Origin of the sequence: Cupriavidus gilardii (genome assembly GCF_008801915.1) — a bacterium.
Lineage (GTDB): Bacteria > Pseudomonadota > Gammaproteobacteria > Burkholderiales > Burkholderiaceae > Cupriavidus > Cupriavidus gilardii.
Map to the genome: position 1 here is coordinate 94,126 of NZ_VZOV01000003.1, position 19,407 is coordinate 113,532.

Annotated in this window: 15 protein-coding genes; 9 read left to right on the forward strand and 6 right to left on the reverse strand. The window is 68.3% G+C overall.

All coding sequences use genetic code 11. The annotated features are described in order from the left end of the window. Positions 1 to 29 precede the first annotated feature (29 nt). From clpS to F7Q96_RS06045, 4 genes are all read left to right on the forward strand, one after another. A complete protein-coding gene (gene clpS, locus F7Q96_RS06030) occupies positions 30 to 356 on the forward strand; it encodes an ATP-dependent Clp protease adapter ClpS (protein ID WP_006578051.1) in 327 nt (108 codons plus the stop codon). Beyond that, on the forward strand, positions 353 to 2,650 hold the full coding sequence (gene clpA / locus F7Q96_RS06035) for an ATP-dependent Clp protease ATP-binding subunit ClpA (protein ID WP_053822451.1): 2,298 nt from the start codon (positions 353 to 355) through the stop codon (positions 2,648 to 2,650). Before clpS ends, clpA begins: the two co-directional genes overlap by 4 nt. A gap of 172 nt (positions 2,651 to 2,822) precedes the next feature. Then, the gene (locus F7Q96_RS06040) at positions 2,823 to 3,815 is read left to right on the forward strand and encodes a tripartite tricarboxylate transporter substrate-binding protein (protein ID WP_053823193.1); all 993 of its coding nucleotides are present in this window, start codon (positions 2,823 to 2,825) and stop codon (positions 3,813 to 3,815) included. A gap of 64 nt (positions 3,816 to 3,879) precedes the next feature. Further along, the gene (locus F7Q96_RS06045) at positions 3,880 to 4,734 is read left to right on the forward strand and encodes a VOC family protein (protein ID WP_053822450.1); all 855 of its coding nucleotides are present in this window, start codon (positions 3,880 to 3,882) and stop codon (positions 4,732 to 4,734) included. A gap of 57 nt (positions 4,735 to 4,791) precedes the next feature. Here the strand turns inward: F7Q96_RS06045 and dut are convergent, their stop codons facing one another. The 5 genes from dut to F7Q96_RS06070 all read right to left on the reverse strand — a co-directional run bounded on the left by dut (position 4,792) and on the right by F7Q96_RS06070 (position 11,266). Beyond that, positions 4,792 to 5,292, reverse strand: coding sequence for a dUTP diphosphatase (gene dut, locus F7Q96_RS06050; RefSeq protein WP_053822449.1), 501 nt, complete (start codon positions 5,290 to 5,292; stop codon positions 4,792 to 4,794). A gap of 104 nt (positions 5,293 to 5,396) precedes the next feature. Next, the gene (gene coaBC / locus F7Q96_RS06055) at positions 5,397 to 6,596 is read right to left on the reverse strand and encodes a bifunctional phosphopantothenoylcysteine decarboxylase/phosphopantothenate--cysteine ligase CoaBC (RefSeq protein ID WP_053822448.1); all 1,200 of its coding nucleotides are present in this window, start codon (positions 6,594 to 6,596) and stop codon (positions 5,397 to 5,399) included. A gap of 93 nt (positions 6,597 to 6,689) precedes the next feature. After that, positions 6,690 to 7,214: a signal peptidase II gene (lspA, locus tag F7Q96_RS06060; protein WP_053822447.1), complete on the reverse strand. Its 525-nt coding sequence runs from the start codon at positions 7,212 to 7,214 to the stop codon at positions 6,690 to 6,692. Further along, positions 7,214 to 10,132, reverse strand: a complete 2,919-nt coding sequence (gene ileS, locus F7Q96_RS06065; protein ID WP_151022246.1) for an isoleucine--tRNA ligase — start codon at positions 10,130 to 10,132, stop codon at positions 7,214 to 7,216. The genes lspA and ileS overlap by 1 nt, the downstream gene beginning before the upstream one ends. Before the next feature lie 117 nt (positions 10,133 to 10,249). Then, positions 10,250 to 11,266: a bifunctional riboflavin kinase/FAD synthetase gene (locus tag F7Q96_RS06070; RefSeq protein WP_151022248.1), complete on the reverse strand. Its 1,017-nt coding sequence runs from the start codon at positions 11,264 to 11,266 to the stop codon at positions 10,250 to 10,252. A 234-nt stretch (positions 11,267 to 11,500) separates the two neighbouring features. On the opposite strand from F7Q96_RS06070, the gene F7Q96_RS06075 reads away from it, so the two are divergent. Beyond that, positions 11,501 to 13,348, forward strand: a complete 1,848-nt coding sequence (locus F7Q96_RS06075) for a hybrid sensor histidine kinase/response regulator (protein ID WP_390885696.1) — start codon at positions 11,501 to 11,503, stop codon at positions 13,346 to 13,348. A gap of 57 nt (positions 13,349 to 13,405) precedes the next feature. Here F7Q96_RS06075 and F7Q96_RS06080 read toward each other — a convergent pair whose 3' ends face one another. Further along, entirely contained in the window at positions 13,406 to 14,065 is a 660-nt protein-coding gene (locus F7Q96_RS06080; protein ID WP_053822445.1) for a response regulator, read from the reverse strand. A 197-nt stretch (positions 14,066 to 14,262) separates the two neighbouring features. Here F7Q96_RS06080 and purN point away from each other — a divergent pair, with 197 nt between their 5' ends. From purN to F7Q96_RS06100, 4 genes are all read left to right on the forward strand, one after another. Next, positions 14,263 to 14,967 carry a phosphoribosylglycinamide formyltransferase gene (gene purN / locus F7Q96_RS06085; protein WP_053822444.1) on the forward strand — a complete coding sequence of 235 codons (705 nt, stop codon included), beginning with the start codon at positions 14,263 to 14,265 and terminating at the stop codon, positions 14,965 to 14,967. Further along, a complete protein-coding gene (locus tag F7Q96_RS06090; protein WP_053822443.1) occupies positions 14,964 to 16,367 on the forward strand; it encodes an RsmB/NOP family class I SAM-dependent RNA methyltransferase in 1,404 nt (467 codons plus the stop codon). Before purN ends, F7Q96_RS06090 begins: the two co-directional genes overlap by 4 nt. Before the next feature lie 109 nt (positions 16,368 to 16,476). Continuing rightward, positions 16,477 to 17,850 (forward strand): mechanosensitive ion channel family protein, encoded by a 1,374-nt coding sequence (locus F7Q96_RS06095; RefSeq protein ID WP_053822442.1) that lies wholly within the window; start codon positions 16,477 to 16,479, stop codon positions 17,848 to 17,850. A gap of 353 nt (positions 17,851 to 18,203) precedes the next feature. Then, complete coding sequence (locus tag F7Q96_RS06100) at positions 18,204 to 19,394, forward strand: DesA family fatty acid desaturase (protein WP_151022250.1); 1,191 nt, start codon at positions 18,204 to 18,206, stop codon at positions 19,392 to 19,394. The last annotated feature ends 13 nt before the right edge of the window (positions 19,395 to 19,407 follow it).

Sequence of the window (19,407 nt, forward strand, 5' to 3'; positions counted from 1 at the left end):
GACTTGAGCGGAGGGGTTAGAATAAAGCCATGGCTACACGGCTGGCGAATGTCCCACAACGCGATGCAGGCACCGTACTGGAGCGGAAAGAGCAGGCGCTCAAACCGCCGGCCATGTACAAGGTCGTCCTGCTGAACGACGACTACACTCCGATGGAGTTTGTCGTCATGATCCTGCAACAGTATTTCAGCAGGGACCGAGAAACGGCGACGCAAATCATGCTGACCGTGCATCGGGAAGGCAAGGGAGTCTGCGGTATCTATACCAGGGATATCGCCGCGACGAAGGTCGAGCTGGTGTCAACGCACGCACGGCAGGCAGGGCATCCACTGCAGTGCGTGATGGAGGAAGCATGATTGCGCAAGAACTGGAAGTCAGCCTGCATATGGCCTTCGTCGAGGCCAGGCAGGCACGCCACGAATTCATCACCGTGGAGCACCTGCTGCTGGCGTTGCTGGACAACCCGACCGCAGCGGAAGTTCTGCGCGCCTGCGCGGCCAATATCGAGGACCTGCGCACCAGCCTGAAGAATTTCATCGTCGACAACACCCCCGTCGTGCCTGGTACCGACGAGGTGGACACGCAGCCGACCCTCGGCTTCCAGCGCGTGATTCAGCGCGCGATCATGCATGTCCAGTCGACCTCCAACGGCAAGAAGGAAGTCACCGGCGCCAACGTGCTGGTGGCCATCTTCGGCGAGAAGGATTCGCACGCGGTCTACTACCTGCAGCAGCAGGGCGTGACGCGGCTCGACGTCGTCAACTTCATCAGCCACGGCATCCGCAAGGATCAGTCCGAGCCCGCCAAGCATGGCGACGGCACGGCCGAGGGCGAGGGCGGCGACGGCAAGGAAAGCCCGCTGGAGCAGTACACCCAGAACATGAACGCGCTCGCCAAGGCCGGCAAGATCGATCCGCTGATCGGCCGCGAGAGCGAGGTCGAGCGCGTGGTGCAGGTCCTGTGCCGCCGGCGCAAGAACAATCCGCTGCTGGTCGGCGAGGCCGGCGTCGGCAAGACTGCGATCGCCGAAGGCCTGGCCTGGCGAATCACCAAGAACGAGGTGCCCGACATCCTCGAGAAGGCGGTCGTCTACTCGCTGGACATGGGCGCGCTGCTGGCCGGCACGAAGTACCGCGGCGACTTCGAGCAGCGGCTCAAGGGCGTGCTCAAATCGCTGAAGGACAACCCGAACGCGATCCTGTTCATCGACGAGATCCACACGCTGATCGGCGCGGGTGCCGCGTCGGGCGGCACGCTGGACGCCAGCAACCTGCTGAAGCCGGCGCTGTCGTCGGGCCAGCTCAAGTGCATCGGCGCCACGACGTTCACCGAATATCGCGGCATCTTCGAGAAAGATGCGGCGCTTTCGCGGCGCTTCCAGAAGATCGACGTGGTCGAACCTTCGGTCGACCAGACCGTGCAGATCCTGCGCGGCCTGAAGTCGCGCTTCGAGGAGCACCACGGCGTCAAGTACGCATCGGCGGCCTTGACCGCGGCGGCCGAGCTGTCGGCGCGGTTCATCACCGACCGTCATCTGCCGGACAAGGCTATCGATGTGATCGATGAGGCTGGCGCCGCGCAGCGGATTCTGCCGAAGTCCAAGCAGAAGAAGACCATCGGCAAGAGCGAGATCGAGGACATCGTCTCGCGCATCGCCCGGATCCCGCCGCAGAGCGTCAACCAGGACGACCGCAGCAAGCTGCAGACGCTGGACCGCGATCTGAAGTCGGTGGTGTTCGGCCAGGATCCGGCGATCGAGGCGCTGGCTTCGGCGATCAAGATGTCGCGCGCCGGCCTGGGCAAGACCGACAAGCCGATCGGCTCGTTCCTGTTCTCGGGCCCGACGGGCGTCGGCAAGACGGAAGTGGCGAAGCAGCTGGCCTTCATCATGGGCATCGAGCTGATCCGCTTCGACATGTCCGAGTACATGGAGCGCCATGCCGTCAGCCGTCTGATCGGCGCGCCCCCGGGCTATGTCGGCTTCGATCAGGGCGGTCTGCTGACCGAGGCGGTGACGAAGAAGCCGCATTGTGTGCTGCTGCTCGATGAGATCGAGAAGGCGCATCCGGATATCTTCAACATCCTGCTGCAGGTGATGGACCACGGCTCGCTGACCGACAACAACGGCCGGCGCGCGGACTTCCGCAACGTGATCATCATCATGACGACCAACGCCGGCGCCGAGACGATGAACCGCGCGACGATCGGCTTCACGTCGTCGCGCGAGCAGGGCGACGAGATGGCCGACATCAAGCGGATGTTCACGCCCGAGTTCCGCAACCGGCTCGACGCGATCATCAGCTTCCGCTCGCTGGACGAGGAAATCATCCTGCGCGTGGTCGACAAGTTCCTGATGCAGCTGGAAGAGCAACTGCACGAGAAGAAGGTCGAGGCCAGCTTCACCGAGAAGCTGCGCAAGTTCCTGGCGCGCAAGGGCTTCGATCCGCTGATGGGCGCGCGTCCGATGCAACGGCTGATCCAGGACATGATCCGCAAGGCGCTGGCCGACGAACTGCTGTTCGGCCAGCTGGCGTCGGGCGGCAAGGTCGTGGTCGATCTGGACGACAAGGACCAGATCAAGCTGGAGTTCGCCGAGATCGATACCGAGCCGCCGGAGGCGCCGGAAAGCGAGCAACGCGCGGAGGCCTGATCCCAGGCAGGGACGGGTGGCGGGCCGGACGGGCCCGTCACGCGAGTTCCATGCTATCCTTCGGCAAAATAGTACGGGGCGGCAGCGATGCCGCCCCTATTCATTTGGCCGCGTACGGCGCGGACCGCCTTGGGCGGCGCCGATGCCTGCCGGCAAGCTGAACGAGCCACCGATGTTTCGCCTGCGTCGTCTGATGCTGAAGTCGCTGCCGCTGGCCGCGACATCCCCGATCCCGTTGATCGCCCACGCTTTGCCGGGCGAGTCGGCGAGCACCTACGGCGGCCACGTGGCGATGGTGCTGCCGATTCCGCCGGGCGGCAGTGGCGACGTGGTCGCGCGCCAGTTGCAGCCGGGGCTGAAGCAGGCGCTCGGCCAGCCGGTGGTAGTCGATCACCGTCCCGGCGCCGCGGGCCTGCAGGCCGCGGCCACGGTGGCCCGCGCCAGGCCCGACGGGCAGACGCTGCTGATGGCCTTCGACAGCCTCGCGCTGCAGCCGATCGCCTACAAGCAACTGCCGTACGACACCTTCCGCGACTTCACGCCAATCTCCCAGCTGGCGCGCCATCCGCTGGTGGTGGCGGTTCATCCTTCGTTGCCGGTCGACAATGTTCGTGCGCTGATCGGCCTCGGGCGGCAGCGCGACGAACCGATCCGGGTGGCGTCGCCGGGCCCCGGCAGCCTCAATCAGCTGGCCGCGCAGGCGCTGGCGAGCGAAGGTGGGGCGTCGTGGCGGCACGTCGCGTTCAAGGGCACCGGACCGGCGGTGCAAGCGGTGTTGTCGGACCAGGCGGACCTGGTGCTGGCCAGCTACGCGGCCGTGCAGGCCCACCTTCAGACGCGCACGCTGAAGGCGCTGGCCGTGACCGGCGAGCGCAGGCTGGCGCAGTTGCCGCAGGTGGCGACGGTCGCGGAACAGGGCGTGGCGGGCTTCGAGGCCTACGGCTGGATCGGCGTGTTCGGCCCGGCCGGCCTGCCGCCGGCCGTGGTCGGCCGTCTGCATGGTGCCTTGTCGAACGCGATCCGCGCGCCGCGGGTCGCCTCGGCGCTGGCCGCTCATGGGCTCGAGCCCGTGGCCGGCACACCGGAAGCGCTGGGCCAGCTGGTCCGGCGCGAGTACGACAGGTGGCAGGCGGTGGCCCGCCATGCCAATCTCCAGTTCGAATGATCGATCCGCGATCGATCAGAGTTCGATCCGACAATCGACCCAACGTGACGCAAGGACAGTGGCAATGACAGCGACCCTCGCAGCGCAGCGCCAGTTCGACCATGCCGTCGTGATCTGCCCCGACCTCGACGCCGCCGCACAGACCTGGCAGCGGCTCGGCTTCACGCTGACGCCGCGGGGCTTTCATACGCTGGGCTCGCGGAACCATTGCGTGATGCTGGCTCGGGACTATCTCGAGCTGATGCATGTCGACGGCCCCAGCGAGGCGCTGCAGTACTACTGGCACAGCCAGCAGCATGGCGGGGGCTGCGCCGCGCTGTCGTGCCGCAGCGACGATGCGGTGGCCGATGCCGCGGCGTTGCGCGGCGGCGGCTGGCATACCGCAGAGCCGGTGGAGTTCTCGCGTCCGGTGCGCCTGAACGATGGCTCCGAACACCCGGCGATCTTCCGCGTCACCGCGATGGACGACGCGCCGGGCGCGCGCTTCTTCCTGTGCGAGCACCGCACGCCGGAGCTGCTGTGGCGGCCGGAATGGATGACGCACCCCAATGGCGCGCAGGCGATCGGGACGATGTTCCTGGTGGTGGCGCCCTCGCTGGTCGATGCCGCCGCGCGCGCCTATGCGGAGCTGATGGGCGCCGAGCTGACCCAGCTGAGCGAACACGTCTGCAGCCTGGCCGTCGGCGACGCGACGCTGGTGCTGTCCACCCCGCAGGCCCTTGCCGCGGCGACCGGCACCGGCCATATCCGCCAGGCGGTGCCCGGCTATGCCGCCATCCGGCTGCGCACGGCGTCGCTGGACCAGGCGCGCGCACTGTGGCGCGAGGCCGGCGTTCCCAGCCTCGACCTGAGCGCGACCGAGACGCTGATTCCGGCCCACGCCGCCGCGGGCGTCGCGCTGCTGTTCGAGCAGCGCTGAGACGCGGCCGCTGCGGCGGCGACGGTCAGAGACCGTCAGGCGACGGTCAGGCGACCGTCAGGCGGCGGCCCCGCCGTGATGGACGCCGGTCGAGCCGAAGCCGCCGGCGCCACGCGCCGATTCGCTCGAGAACGCTTCCACCGTGGTGAAGACCGGGCGCAGCACCGGCACGAACATCATCTGTGCGATGCGCTCGCCCGGCTGGATCACGATCGGCTCGGTGCCGGGCGCATTGCGGTTCCAGACGCTGACCATGATCGGACCCTGGTAATCGGCATCGATCACGCCGATCGAGTTGCCCAGCACCAGGCCTTTCTTGTGTCCCAGCCCCGAGCGCGGCGCGATCGTCGCGGCCATATACGGGTTGCCCATATGCACCGCGATGCCGGCCGGCACCAGCTGCGCCGGCGTGCCGGGCTCGATCGTCAGCGGCGCGTCCAGGCAGGCGTGCAGATCGATCGCGGCGGCCATGTCGCTCTGGTAATTGGGCAAGCCCCACTCGTGCAGGCGCGCGTCCAGGATCTTGATTTCGACGGTGGGATTGGGGGAAGGGGTCATCGGAGTCGGGTCGGATGGGAGATTGTGTTCTCCCTCTCCCCTCGGGAGGAGAGGGTCGGGAAGAGGGAAGCAATGCAGAAGGCCGGCGAAATACGCGACGCCCGTCAAGGCCGTTCCACCGGCAGCCGGTCGGCGATCGCCGCCACCAGATGCCGCGCCAGCGACAGCTTGTCCGCACGCGGCAGACGCGTCGCGCCACGCTCGTCGAACAGCACGATCTCGTTCTCGTCCAGGCCGAAGGTATGGTGGCCGATATTGCCGACCAGCAGCGGTACGCCCTTGCGGCGGCGCTTCTGCTCGCCGTACTGCTCCAGGTTTTCGCTCTCGGCGGCGAAGCCGACGCAGTAGGGCGCATCGGCCCGCGCGGCCACGGTGGCCAGGATGTCGGGGTTCTGCACGAAGCGCAGCGTCGGCGTGTCGGTGTCGTTGGCCTTCTTCAGCTTCTGCTCCGACACCTCGGCCGGGCGCCAGTCGGCCACCGCGGCCACCGCGACGAACACGTCGGTGCCGCGCAGTTGCGACAGCACCGCGTCGTGCATCTGCTGCGCGCTCTGCACGTCGATGCGGGCGACGCCGCGCGGGGTCGGCAGCCCGGTGGGACCGGCCACCAGCAGCACGTCGGCGCCGGCCTCGCGCGCCGCGCGAGCCAGTGCGAAGCCCATCTTGCCGGACGAGCGGTTGGTGATGCCGCGCACCGGGTCGATCGCCTCGAAGGTCGGCCCGGCGGTGATCAGCATCCGGCGGCCGGCCAGCACCTTCGGCTGGAAGTGCGCGACGATATCGTCCAGCAGCTCCTCGGGCTCGAGCATGCGGCCATCGCCGACCTCTCCGCAGGCCTGGTCGCCGCTGCCCGGGCCGAGCACGGCGACGCCATCGGCGCGCAGCTGCGCGATATTGCGCTGGGTCGCGGGCGCCATCCACATCTGCCGGTTCATCGCCGGCGCGACCAGCAGCGGACAATCGCGCGCGATGCACAGCGTCGACAGCAGGTCGTCGCACAGGCCGTTGGCCAGCCGCGCGAGGAAGTCCGTCGACGCCGGTGCGATCACGATCGCATCGGCCTCGCGCGACAGGTCGATATGGGCCATGTTGTTGGCGATGCGGCCGTCCCACTGCGAGGTGTACACCGGCCGCCCCGACAGCGCCTGCATCGTGACCGGCGTGATGAACTGCGTCGCCGCGTCCGTCATCACCACCTGGACGGTGGCGCCGGCCTTGGTCAGCAGCCGGACCAGCTCGGCCGACTTGTAGCAGGCGATGCCGCCGGTCAGCCCGAGTACGAGATGTTTGCCGCGCAGATCCATGGAAGGGCCTTCGATGCGAGGGGGGAGGGAGTCGATGATACCGGCGCGCCGAAGGACGCGCCGGCTCGTCGCGCGGCGCGCCTCGGCGCAGGCTCAGTGCCGGCGCACTCGCCGGAATTCGTCGACGATCAGCAGCACCGCGCCGACCGTGATCGCGCAGTCGGCGACGTTGAACGCCGGCCAGTGGTAGCCGCGCAGATGGAAGTCGAGGAAGTCGACCACATGGCCGTAGACGATGCGGTCGATCACGTTGCCGATCGCGCCGCCGAGCACCAGCGACACCGCCAGGCTGAACAGCCGCTGGCCGGCATGGCGGAACAGCAGCCAGACGATGAAGGTGCCAACCGCGAGCCCCAGCCCGGTGAAGAACCAGCGCTGCCAGCCGCCGGCGTCGGCCAGGAAGCTGAACGCGGCGCCCTTGTTGTAGACCAGCACCAGGTTGAAGAAGCCTGTGACGGGGCGCGATTCTCCATAGTCGAAGCTGCGCACGATCACGATCTTGAAGAACTGGTCGAGCACCACGACCAGCGCGGCGAAGGCCAGCCACAGCAGCGGCGTGCCGCTGCGGCTCTTGTTGCTGGCGGCGCGGGCGCGGGCGGTACGGGTAGTCGCGGCCATCAGGCGTGGCTCCTCGGTTCGCCGGCGCCGAACAGATTGCTGGTGCAGCGGCCGCACAGGGTCGGATGCGCGGCGTCGTGGCCGACGTCCTCGCGGTAGTGCCAGCAGCGCTCGCACTTGGCGTGGCCGGACGGATGCACGGTCACCAGCAGATCGCCGCCCTCGGGCGCCGGCGACACCGTCGCGGCCGAGGTCAGCAGCACGAAGCGCAGGTCGTCGCCGAGGCTGGCCAGCGCCTCCAGCGCCGGACCGCCGGCCTGGATCGAGACCTCGGCCTGCAGCGACGAGCCGATGCTTCCCTCGGTCCGCACCGCCTCCAGCTGCCGGGTGACCTCGGCGCGCACCGCGCGCACCGTATGCCATTTCTGCAGCAGATCGTCGGCCTGGTCGATCTCGGGCACCGTGTAATAGGTGCTGGTGAAGATCGTGTCGGCGTGTTCGGTGCCGTGCGCGAACACCTGCCAGGCTTCCTCGGCGGTGAACGACAGGAACGGCGCCATCCAGTGCAGCATGGCCTGCGTGATATGGAACAGCGCGTTCTGCGCGGCGCGGCGCGCCTTCGAGTTCGGCGCGGTGGTATAGAGCCGGTCCTTCAGCACGTCCAGGTAGAAGCCGCCCAGGTCCTCCGAGCAGAAGGTCTGCAGCTTGGCCACCACCGGGTGGAACTCGTAGACGTCGTAGTGCGACAGCACTTCCTTCTGCAGCTGCGCGGTCAGCGCGACCGCGTAGCGGTCGATCTCCAGCCATTCCGACGGCGGCAGCGCGTCGCGTGCGTGGTCATAGTCGGTCAGGTTGGCCAGCAGGAAGCGCAGCGTATTGCGGATGCGGCGGTAGCCTTCGACCACGCGCTTCAGGATCTCGTCGGAGATCGACAGCTCGCCCGAGTAGTCGGTCGACGCCACCCACAGCCGGATGATCTCGGCGCCCATCTTGTTGGCGACGTCCTGCGGCGACACGGTGTTGCCGATCGACTTCGACATCTTGCGGCCCTCGCCGTCGACGGTGAAGCCGTGCGTCAGCAGCGCCTTGTAGGGCGGCTTGCCGTACAGCATCGACGCCGTCAGCAGCGACGAATGGAACCAGCCGCGGTGCTGGTCCGAGCCTTCCAGATAGAGGTCGGCCAGGCGCCCGTCCGGCGTGTCGGCGGCCGCATCGTACAGGTCCTCGCGGTGCGAGCCCCGGATCACGGTCCAGTGCGTGGTGCCCGAGTCGAACCAGACGTCCAGCGTGTCGCGGTTTTTTTCGTACATCTCGGCGTCGGTCTCGCCCAGTTCCTTCAGGAACGCGGTGGCGTCCAGCGTCTGCCACGCTTCGATGCCGTGCTGCTCGACCCGCCTGGCCACGGCCTCGAGCAGCTGCGGCGTGCGCGGATGCAGCGCGCCGGTTTCCTTGTGGACGAAGAAGGCCATCGGCACGCCCCACTGGCGCTGGCGCGACAGCGTCCAGTCGGGCCGGTTGGCGATCATGTTGTGCAGGCGCTGCTTGCCCCAGGACGGGTAGAAGGCGGTCGCGTCGATGCCTGCCAGCGCGGTCTCGCGCAGCGTCGGACCGTTGTCGGCCGGCACCACGTCCATGCCGGCGAACCATTGCGAGGTCGCGCGGTAGATGATCGGCGTCTTGTGCCGCCAGCAGTGCATGTAGCTGTGCTCGTAGCGGTGCGAGTTGAACAGGTTGCCCGAGGCCTTCAGCGTCTCGACGATGCGCGGGTTGGCATCCCAGATCGACAGCCCGCCGAACAGCGGCAGCCAGCTGGCATAGACCCCGTCGCCCATCACCGGGCTCAGGATGTCCTCGTCGCGCATGCCGTGCGCCTTGCAGGACTGGAAGTCCTCGATGCCGTAGGCGGGCGCCGAATGGACGATGCCGGTGCCGGTATCGGTGGTCACATAGTCGCCGAGGTAGACCGGCGAGGTGCGCTCGTAGCCCGGGTCCATCTTGGCCAGCGGATGGTGGAAGCGGACCTCGGTCAGCGCCGCGCCGGTGCAGGTCGCGACGACCTTGCCTTCGAGCTCATAAGTCTTGAGCTGTTCCTCGACGCGCTCGGTGGCCAGGATCAGGAAGCCGCGCGGCGTGTCGACCAGCGCGTATTCGACTTCGGGATGCAGGTTCAGCGCCTGGTTCGACGGGATCGTCCACGGCGTGGTGGTCCAGATCACGATCCAGCCGGGTTTGGACGACAGCGTTTCCAGCGGCACGTGGAAGGCGCGCGCGACCTTGTCGGTCTCCGCGAACGGGAAGCCGACATCGATCGACAGGTCGGTCTTGTCCTTGTACTCGACCTCGGCCTCGGCCAGCGCCGAACCGCAGTCGAAGCACCAGTTGACCGGCTTCAGGCCGCGGAAGACGTAGCCCTTCTCCAGGATCTTGCCCAGCGCCCGGATCTCGTCGGCCTCGTTGCTGAAGTTCATCGTCAGGTAGGGGTCGTCCCAGTCGCCCAGCACGCCCAGCCGTTCGAAGTCCTTGCGCTGGCGGGCGATCTGCTCGGTCGCGTAGGCGCGTGCCTTGGCCTGGACCTCCTGCACCGGCAGGCCCTTGCCGTACTGCTTCTCGATCTGGATCTCGATCGGCATGCCGTGGCAGTCCCAGCCCGGCACGTAGACCGCGTCGAGCCCGCTGAGGCCCCGGGCCTTGATGATCATGTCCTTCAGGACCTTGTTGACGGCGTGGCCGATGTGGATGTCGCCGTTGGCGTACGGGGGGCCGTCGTGCAGCACGAATTTCTTCGCGCCGCGGCGCGCCGCGCGGATCGCCTGGTAGATCTTCTTTTCCTGCCACTGCTTGACCCACAGCGGCTCGCGCTTGGGCAGGTCGCCCCGCATCGGGAACGGGGTGTCGAGCAGGTTGACCGGGTATTTGCTCTTCTCGGCGTTCTTGTTCTCCGGCTTGGCGCCGGCCTTGGCTTGCTTGGTGTCGGACATGACGATTCTCAGGGCGATTCGGTGAGCGCCCGGCCCGGACGGAGCGGGGCCGGCGCGAAAATTGGGCTGGGTCGGCGGTGACCCGGCTGCGCGCGCATGCGCGGCGAAAGCCGGCCGCTAGCTAATTCGGTCCGTGGCGGAGGTGGTGCGCACCGCCGGCGCGCCGGCGGTGCCGGCAGCGTCCGCCGCGGTCTGCGCGTCGGGCTCGGTCAGGCCGAAAAAGGCGCGCGCGTCGGCGCAGTCCTTGGCGATCGCCGCGGTCAGCGCTTCCAGCGAGTCGAAACGCGCTTCATCGCGCAGCTTCTTGATGAACTCGACCCGCACCAGCTTGCCGTAGACGCTGCGGTCGAAATCGAACAGATGCACTTCCAGCAATACCCGTCCGGCGTCCTCGACAGTCGGCCGCACGCCGATGCTGGCCACGCCCGGCAGCGGGGTGTCGGCGATGCCGTGCACCTGCACCACGAAGATCCCGTTGACCGCCGGGCGCTTGTGCGCAATGCGCAGGTTCAGCGTCGGGAAGCCGAGGTCGCGGCCCAGCTTGCGCCCATGGACCACGTGTCCGCTGATCGCATAGCCATGGCCGAGCAGCCGGCGCGCATGGTCCAGGTCCCCGTCGGCCAGCGCCTGGCGGACCGCCGAGCTGGAGATCCGCACGCCGCCCTCGGAGACCGAGCCCATCTGCTCGACGTCGAAGCCGTAGCGCTTGCCGGCCTGCTGCAGATAGGCGAAGTCGCCGGCGCGCCTGGCGCCGAAGCGGAAGTCGTCGCCGACCAGCACCCAGCGCGCATGCAGCCCGTGCCACAGCACGTTCTCGACGAAGGCTTCGGGGGACTGGGCGGCGAAATGGGCGTTGAAGTGCTCGACCACCACGCGGTCGACGCCGTTGCGGCGCAGGCTTTCGAGCTTGTCGCGCAGCAGCGCGATGCGGGTCGGCGCGCGGTCCGGCGTGAAGAATTCGCGCGGGTGCGGCTCGAAGGTCATCACGCACAGCGGCAGCCCGCGCGCGTCGGCCGCCGCGCGCGCGCGCGCGAGCAGGGACTGGTGGCCCCGGTGCACTCCGTCGAAATTGCCGATGGTGAGTGCGCAGGGTGCCCGGCTCTCGGCATTGGGCAGGCCGCGGAAGACTTTCACGAGGACGGCGACAAACGGTTAGGAATAAAGGCTGGATTATAAAGGGAACGGGCGCTTTGCCCCGCCTTGCGGCACAAGGACGGCACAAGGGCGGCCACGCGCGGCACAAGCCCGGCACAAGCGCGGCACAAGCGTGGCACAAGCGCGCGGCCGGCGCGGGGGGACGGCCGGCGCGTGGGCCCGCCCGCCGGCCGATCCGGCCCGGTGGCGCGCCGCGGCGAAAGTCGGCATGATATGCCGCGTCCACATTCTTGCCGTCACGCACGCCGACCTCCGGTGCCGCCCGCCAACCTGATCGCGCAGCTCAAGCGCATCCTTCCGCCGCCCGCGCCGCCGCTGGACGCCGATACCGAGGCCAAGCTGCTGGCGGCGGTCCATCGGGTCGTGCCCAGCGGCATCGTGGCGGCGCTGCTGCTGCCGGGGCTGACCACCGCCGCCTTCTGGCACGAGGCAAGCCGCGGCGCGCTGCTGGCCTGGTGCGCGGCGATGCTGCTGCAGGCGGCCGGCTGCACGTGGTTCTACCTGGGCTACCTGCGCGATATCCCGCACCTGAGCCGCTCGGCCCATACGCGCAAGTGGCGCGACCCGATGCGCGGCGTCGCGGTGCTGGTCGGCCTGAGCTGGGGCAGCGCCGCGCTGCTGCACCTGGTGTCGTCGTCCGCCGTGTTTTCCGGCGTGCTGCTGGTGCTGACGCTCGGCGCGCTGGCCGGCGGCGCGAGCTCGCAGGCACCGGCGCCGGTCAACCTGCTCTATGTCGGCATTCCGATCCTGGTGCCCAATCTGTTGCTGGCCGGCTACGCGTTTCCCGGCCACGGCGGCTATATCCGGCTGCTGCTGCTGATCTATGCGCTGATGCTGGCGCGCCACGCGCTGAACCTGCACGGCTCGCTGGTGCGCGCGATCCGGCTGGAGGGCGAAAGCCGGCGGCTGGCGCGGCAGTTCCAGCAGGAGAAGGAGCGCGCACTGCATGCCAGCGAGGAGAAATCCCGCTTCCTGGCCGCCGCCAGCCACGATCTGCGCCAGCCGGTGCATGCGCTGGTGATGCTGGTCGAGGCGCTGCGCGCGCGCAACGATTCGCCGGCGCTGCGGCCGCTGGTCGAGCAGGTGGCGGCCGGCACGCAGACCATCGATCTGCTGTTCCGCTCGCTGCTGGACCTGTCCAAGCTCGAGGGGCGCAAGGTGCTGCCGACACTGGAGCCCTGCGACGCCGGCCAGCTGGTGCGCGAGGTCTGCGACCAGTTCGCCGGCGACGCGCAGGCGTCCGGGCTGCGGCTGTCGCCGCGCGTCGCCGGCGAGCTGCATGCGATGGCCGAGCCGGTGCTGCTGCGCCGCGCGCTGTTCAATCTGGTCCAGAACGCGCTGCGCTACACGCGCCAGGGCCGGGTGCTGGTCGCCGCGCGCATGCGCGGTACGCAGGTTCGCATCGAGGTCTGGGACACCGGCGCGGGCATCCCGGCCGAGCACCTGCCGGAGATCTTCGGCCCGTACTTCCAGGTCCACAATCCGCAGCGCGACCGCTCGCACGGCCTCGGCCTGGGTCTGGCGATCTTCAAGGAATGCGTGCGGCTGATGCGCGGCACCTACGGCGTGCGTTCGGTGCCGGGCAAGGGCTCGATGTTCTGGTTCACGCTGAATCCGGCCCCGGCCGAGTCGGTCGCGACGATCCGCGCGATGCGCAGCGACGCGGTGGCGCAGCGTACGATGCCGGATCGGCTGCATGGCGAGGTGCTGGTGGTCGACGACGACAGCCACGTGCGCAACGCCTGGATCGCGCTGATGGAGGCCTGGGGCGTGCGGGTGTCGTGCGCCGCCGATGGCGCCGAGGCCGAGCGGATGTTTGCGGACGGCCTGCGGCCCGACATCATCTTCTGCGACCTGCGCCTGCCGGGAAAGGAAAACGGCCTGGCGCTGCTCGAACGCTGGCAGCAGACGCAGCCGCAGGCGCGCAGCGCGCTGCTGACCGGCGACCTGAAGTCGGCGGCGCTGGCCGAGGCCGAGGAGGCGGGCTACTTCGTGCTGCCCAAGCCGGTCGATCCGGGCGCGCTGCGGATGCTGCTGCGGCGCTGGCTGCGGACGGTCTGACAGCGCCGGCCGAGCGGCCGAGCGGCCGGAGCGGCCGGAGCGGCCAGGCGCCGGCCCCTACTGCCGCAGCCGGAACCGCTCCATCCGCGACATCACCTGCATCCGCGTGCGCACGCCCAGCCGCTGCAGGATCGCCGACACGTGCTCCTTGACGGTGTTTTCCGTCAGCCCGAGCTCGCGCGCGATCACCTTGTTCGGCAGGCCCTCGAGCACCAGCGCCAGCACCGAGCCCTGGCGCGGCGTCAGGCCGAGCTCGGCCGGCGTGACCGGAATGCTGTGCGTGGGGCCGAAGGCGCGCGGCTGGCCGTTCAAGGCCTCGTCGGACGGAAAGGCGGTGTCGCCGGCCAGCACGCGGCGTACCACCGCGGCGAAAGCGGGCGCGTCCAGATGCTTGCCGACGAAGCCGAAGGCCGACAGCGCGCGGGCACGCTCGACGATTTCGGGCGTGGCCTCGGCCGACATGAAGATGAAGCGCGCGGCCGGCACGATCGACTTGAGCGTCTGCATGGCGTCGAAGCCGGTGCCGTCGTTCAGCCAGATATCGAGCAGCACGATATCGGGCCGCAGCCCGCGCTGGAGAGTACTCAGCGCCTCGGAGGCGCTCCCGGCGGCATGGACTGCAACATCGGGCATGACCTGCGCCAGGAACAGGGTAGTGCCGGACAGCGCCATGGGGTGGTCGTCGACCACCAGCAAGGTCGGTGCAACATTCGACATGCGATTTCCCGTCTAAAACAGCTTCGCCCTTGTTGTATGGTCCCGTCCCGTCGAGCAGGCGGATTGGCGATAGGGCGACTCTAGCAGAGCGAGCGGGGCGTCACAATCCGCAATCGGGGGAAGCAACGGCCGGCGAGTTTGCGCCGCCGGGGTCTCCAGCGCGCTGTGGCGGGGCGCCGCCTTGGTAGAATTGCGCGATGAAAAATATCGTCATCCTTATCTCGGGACGCGGTTCCAACATGGAAGCGATCGTCCGGGCCTGCAGCGAGCAGGCCTGGCCGGCACGGATCGCCGCCGTGCTGTCCAGCCGTCCCGACGCGCCCGGCCTCAAGTTCGCCGCGGCGCAAGGCATTCCGGTCGGCGTGGTCGATCATCGCCACTATCCCGACCGGGCCAGCTTCGACAAGGCGCTGGCCAACGCGATCGACGCCCACGTGCCCGATCTGGTGGTGCTGGCTGGCTTCATGCGGATCCTGACGCCCGAATTCGTCGAGCACTATGCCGGCCGGATGATGAACATCCATCCGTCGCTGCTGCCCAGCTTCCCCGGCCTGCATACCCACCAGCAGGCGCTGGAAGCCGGCGTCAAGGTGCACGGCGCCAGCGTGCATTTCGTCACCGCGGCGCTGGACCACGGTCCCATCGTGCTGCAGGCGGCCATCGAGATCGGGCCCGAGGACACGCCCGAAACGCTGGCGGCGCGGCTGCTGCCTTGCGAACACCAGATCTATCCGCGCGCGGTGCGCTGGTTCGTCGAAGGACGGCTGCGCGTCAAGGACGGCGTGGTCCATGTCGATCCGCCGGAGCCGCAATTGCTGATCGCGCTGGCGGCCTCGGACTCCCCCTCGGACTCCCCCTCGGACTCCGCCAACCCTGTCGATACCACCGGAGCCCGTCAATGACCCGTCCCGCCCAGGCACCGCGCGGCGGCGCGCGTCCGTCCCCGCGCAGCAAGCGCAAGCCCACCCCGCTGCGCAAGGCCGGCGCGCCGCGCGAGAGCGCCAGCGATGGCCAGGTTCGTCCGCATGGCGCCCTGCATGCCACGCATATCCAGCATATCGACCGGCTGCTCGGCAAGGTGATGCTGTTCGCGCGGCCCGCCGACGCCGTGGTCAGCTACTACTTCCGCGAAAACCCCAAACTGGGCCATCGCGAGCGCGGCATCATCGCCGAGGCGGTGTTCGCCGTGCTGCGCCGGCGCGTGGAATTCGCCCAGTTTGCCGAGTCGGGCTCGGGCGCCGCCCCGCGCCGGCTGGCGCTGCTGGGCCTGGCGGCGACGCTGGGCCGCGACGCGCTGACGCCGTTCCTGTACCCCGACGAGGCGCAGTGGCTGGACCGGCTGATGACGATCGAGCGCGCCAGCCTGGCACCGCGCGTGCGCGCCAACCTGCCCGAATGGCTGTACGAGCAGCTGGTCGCCCGGCATGGCGAGGCCTTTACCGCGGCGCTCGGCGATGCCTGGCTGCGTCCGGCACCGCTGGATCTGCGCGCCAATCTGATCAAGACCTCGCGCGAGGCCGTGCTGGCGCAGCTGGAGGAGGCCGAACTCGCGGCCGAGCCGACGCCGATCGCGCCGACCGGCATCCGGCTGGCCGGCAAGCCGGCGCTGAACCAGCTGCCGATCTTCGTCAACGGACTGGTCGAGGTGCAGGACGAGGGCAGTCAGCTGCTGTGCCATCTGGTGGCGCCGCGGCGCGGCGAGATGGTGGTCGATTTCTGCGCCGGCGCGGGCGGCAAGACCCTGGCGCTTGGCGCGCTGATGCGCTCGACCGGACGGCTCTATGCCTTCGACGTGTCCGACAAGCGCCTGGCGAACCTGAAGCCGCGGCTGGCGCGCAGCGGCCTGTCGAACGTCCATCCGGTGCTGATCGACTCGGAACAGGATGCCAAGGTCAAGCGCCTGGCCGGCAAGATCGACCGCGTGCTGGTCGACGCGCCGTGCAGCGGCCTCGGTACGCTGCGGCGCAATCCGGACCTCAAATGGCGCCAGACTCCGCAGACGGTGCTGGAGTTGACCGCCAAGCAGACCGCGATCCTCGAATCGGCGGCGCGGCTGGTCAAGCCGGGCGGCCGCGTGGTCTACGCGACCTGCAGCGTGCTGGAGGCCGAGAACGAGGCGATCGTGCGCGACTTCCTGAGCCGCCATGCCGACTTCCAGCTGGTGCCGGTCGCGCAGGTGCTGGCCGAGCAGAAAATTGCGATCGCCGACCTGCCGGATGACGCGCAGACGCTGGCGCTCTATCCTCATCTGCACCAGACCGATGGCTTCTTCGCGGCGGTGCTGGAGCGGACGCGTCCATGAGCATGGGGGCTCCGGCCCCTGTCGTTTCACGGATACCGGGCACCGATGGCCCGGTATTTTTTTGTTCTTCGCTGTTTCCATTGTCTCCACTGGTTGAACTCGTCGATCGATGGCCTCCAATTCCCTGACCGATCTGTCGCAATCCCACGCCGTGTTCGGCAAGATGCTGGGCGACCTGATGCAAGACGCCGGCGACCCGGGCTTTCTTTGGCAACTGGCCGTGCTGGCCGGCTGCGTGCTGCTGGCCTGGCCGTTGGCGCGCCATGTCGCGGCCCGGCTCGAGGCGCGCTACGCGGGGTCGAGCTTCGCGCTGCGCTTTGCCGCCGCGAGCCTGGAGCGCGCGATGTTTCCGCTGTTCGGCTGGCTGCTGGTGCTGGCGGCACGCTTCGCGCTGGCGCCGCTGATTCCGGTCAGCATGCTGCGGCTGGCGCTGGTGCCGCTGTTCGGCATCACCTTCCTCTATTTCGCCTTCTACGTGCTGCGCCGGGTGCTGTCCGGCAACGGCCAGCTGCACGGGATGCTGACGCTGGTGGAGAAGGTGCTGACCACGCTGGTCTGGGCCGGCATGGCGCTGTACGTGCTCGGCATGCTGTCCGAGGCGGTGCAGTGGCTCGACTCGATCCAGTTCGCGCTGGGGCAGCAGCGCATCAGCGTGGCCGATCTGCTGATGGCATGCGTGTGGATCCTGCTGACGGTGCTGGCCGCGCTGTGGTTCGGCTCGTGGCTGGAGGAGCGGCTGATGCGTTCGGCGACGATCGACACCAGCCTGCGCGTGGTGCTGACGCGGCTGTCCAAGGCGCTGCTGCTGCTGGTGTCGCTGCTGTTCAGCCTGTCGCTGGTCGGCATCGACCTGACCGTGCTGTCGGTGTTTGGCGGCGCGCTGGGCGTCGGCCTGGGTTTGGGCCTGCAGAAGATCGCCAGCAACTACGTGTCCGGCTTCATCATCCTGCTGGACCGCTCGGTCAAGCTCGGCGACCAGATCACGGTCGACAAGTACACCGGCATCGTCGCGCAGATCCGCACCCGCTACACCGTGGTGCGCAATGGCGACGGCGAGACGCTGGTGCCCAACGAGCAGCTGGTCGCGCAATCTGTGCAGAACCATTCGTTCTCGAACACCAACGTGCGGGTGGCGACGCGGGTGCAGGCCGACTACGACGCCGATCCCGAGATGGTGCTGACGCTGCTGACCGAGGCGGTGCGCGGCGTGCCGCGGCTGCTGGCCGACCCGGCGCCGTCGGCCTTCCTGGTGGCGTTTGCCGACAGCGGCGTCGAATACGAGGTGGCCGGCTTCATCGCCGATCCCCAGAACGGCAAGCTCGGCGTGCAATCCGAAATGAACCGCGCGATCTGGAAGGCGTTCCGCGCCAACGGCATTTCGATTCCCTATCCGCAGCGCGAGTTGCGGGTGCTGCCCCAGAGCGGCGCGCTGACCACGACGCCGGTGTCGACGGTCGCCGCCAATGCGGCGGAATCGGCATAAGTGGTGTGAGACTCAACACCGATGTGACGCCTTTGCCATTGCAGGAACGAAGTATCGTTTTCGGCGTCCAACACCGCAAACGAAAAGCACACGCACGGGTAAAAGCGGATGCCGGGACGCTGGCGTTCCGGTAAAATCGCGGGTCGTCCCGGGGATTCTCCCGGCCGGACTACCGATCCGTGCCCGAGGGCCAGCCGCCAGATTGCAGCGGCGCGTGCCGGGGTCCCGCGAAGGCGCAAGGCGCCTTGGCTGACGCCATAAGACGCAATCACTGGATTTGCAGTCATTTTTCTGCGCGTTGCTGCGACACCCTGACGCGTCGCAGCCAGCCTCTATCTAGCACGGAGAACAGTTTGTTCGACACAATTCTTCAGTGGGCCGCCAACGGCCTTCTCGACTGGTCCTGGTGGAAGATCGTGATCTTCACCCTGGTCATGACCCACATCACCATCGCCGGCGTCACGATCTTCCTGCACCGGTGCATGGCGCACCGCTCGCTCGATCTGCACCCGATCGCCGCGCACTTCTTCCGGTTCTGGCTGTGGCTGACCACGGGCATGGTCACCAAGGAGTGGACCGCGATCCACCGCAAGCACCACGCCAAGTGCGAAACCGAAGACGATCCGCACAGCCCGCAGACGCGCGGCATCCGCAAGGTGCTGCTCGAAGGCGCCGAGCTGTACCGGGCCGAAGCGAAGAACAAGGAAACGCTGGCCAAGTTCGGCCACGGCACGCCCAACGACTGGATCGAGCGCAACCTGTATTCGCGCTTCACCTGGCAGGGCGTCGGCCTGATGCTGATCATCGACCTGGCGCTGTTCGGCGTGGTCGGCCTGTCGGTCTGGGGCGTGCAGATGCTGTGGATCCCGATCCATGCCGCCGGCATCATCAACGGCCTGGGCCACTGGTGGGGCTATCGCAACTACGATTGCGAGGACGCGTCGACCAATGTGTCGCCGTGGGGCATCATCATCGGCGGCGAGGAACTGCACAACAACCACCATACCTACCCGACGTCGGCCAAGTTCTCGATCAAGTGGTACGAGTTCGATATCGGCTGGTGGTATATCCGCGCGATGCAGGCGGTCGGCCTGGCCAAGGTCAAGAAGACCCCGCCGAAGGCGCGTCTGGTCGAGGCCCGTCCGGTCGATCACAACACGCTGGAGGCGATCATCGCCAACCGCTATGACGTGATGGCCCGCTATGCCAAGGCCGTCAAGAACGCGTACCGCGAGGAACTGGCTCAACTGAAGGCCAAGCGCGTTGCCGACTATCGGCGCTTCAAGCTGGCTCGCAAGTGGTTCCACCGTGACGAGACCAAGCTGGCCGAGCCGCAGCGCCAGCAACTGGCCAGCATCGTCGAGCACAACAAGGCGCTGCAGACCTTCGTCGAAATGCGCCGCGAACTGGCCGCGATCTGGGGCCGTTCGAACCTGACGCGCGAACAGTTGCTGCAGCAGCTGCAGGCCTGGTGCCACCGCGCCGAAGCCAGCGGCATCCAGGCGCTGCAGGAGTTCTCGCTGCGCCTGCGCCGCTACGCGTAACGCCTGATAAGAA

Excerpts from the sequence above, each read along its gene's own strand:
- clpS (WP_006578051.1), top strand. The coding sequence starts at position 30 with ATGGCTACACGGCTGGCGAATGTCCCACAACGCGATGCAGGCACCGTA.
- clpA (WP_053822451.1), top strand. The coding sequence starts at position 353 with ATGATTGCGCAAGAACTGGAAGTCAGCCTGCATATGGCCTTCGTCGAG.
- F7Q96_RS06040 (WP_053823193.1), top strand. The coding sequence starts at position 2,823 with ATGTTTCGCCTGCGTCGTCTGATGCTGAAGTCGCTGCCGCTGGCCGCG.
- F7Q96_RS06045 (WP_053822450.1), top strand. The coding sequence starts at position 3,880 with ATGACAGCGACCCTCGCAGCGCAGCGCCAGTTCGACCATGCCGTCGTG.
- dut (WP_053822449.1), bottom strand. The coding sequence starts at position 5,292 with ATGACCCCTTCCCCCAATCCCACCGTCGAAATCAAGATCCTGGACGCG.
- coaBC (WP_053822448.1), bottom strand. The coding sequence starts at position 6,596 with ATGGATCTGCGCGGCAAACATCTCGTACTCGGGCTGACCGGCGGCATC.
- lspA (WP_053822447.1), bottom strand. The coding sequence starts at position 7,214 with ATGGCCGCGACTACCCGTACCGCCCGCGCCCGCGCCGCCAGCAACAAG.
- ileS (WP_151022246.1), bottom strand. The coding sequence starts at position 10,132 with ATGTCCGACACCAAGCAAGCCAAGGCCGGCGCCAAGCCGGAGAACAAG.
- F7Q96_RS06075 (WP_390885696.1), top strand. The coding sequence starts at position 11,501 with ATGCCGCGTCCACATTCTTGCCGTCACGCACGCCGACCTCCGGTGCCG.
- F7Q96_RS06080 (WP_053822445.1), bottom strand. The coding sequence starts at position 14,065 with ATGTCGAATGTTGCACCGACCTTGCTGGTGGTCGACGACCACCCCATG.
- purN (WP_053822444.1), top strand. The coding sequence starts at position 14,263 with ATGAAAAATATCGTCATCCTTATCTCGGGACGCGGTTCCAACATGGAA.
- F7Q96_RS06090 (WP_053822443.1), top strand. The coding sequence starts at position 14,964 with ATGACCCGTCCCGCCCAGGCACCGCGCGGCGGCGCGCGTCCGTCCCCG.
- F7Q96_RS06095 (WP_053822442.1), top strand. The coding sequence starts at position 16,477 with ATGGCCTCCAATTCCCTGACCGATCTGTCGCAATCCCACGCCGTGTTC.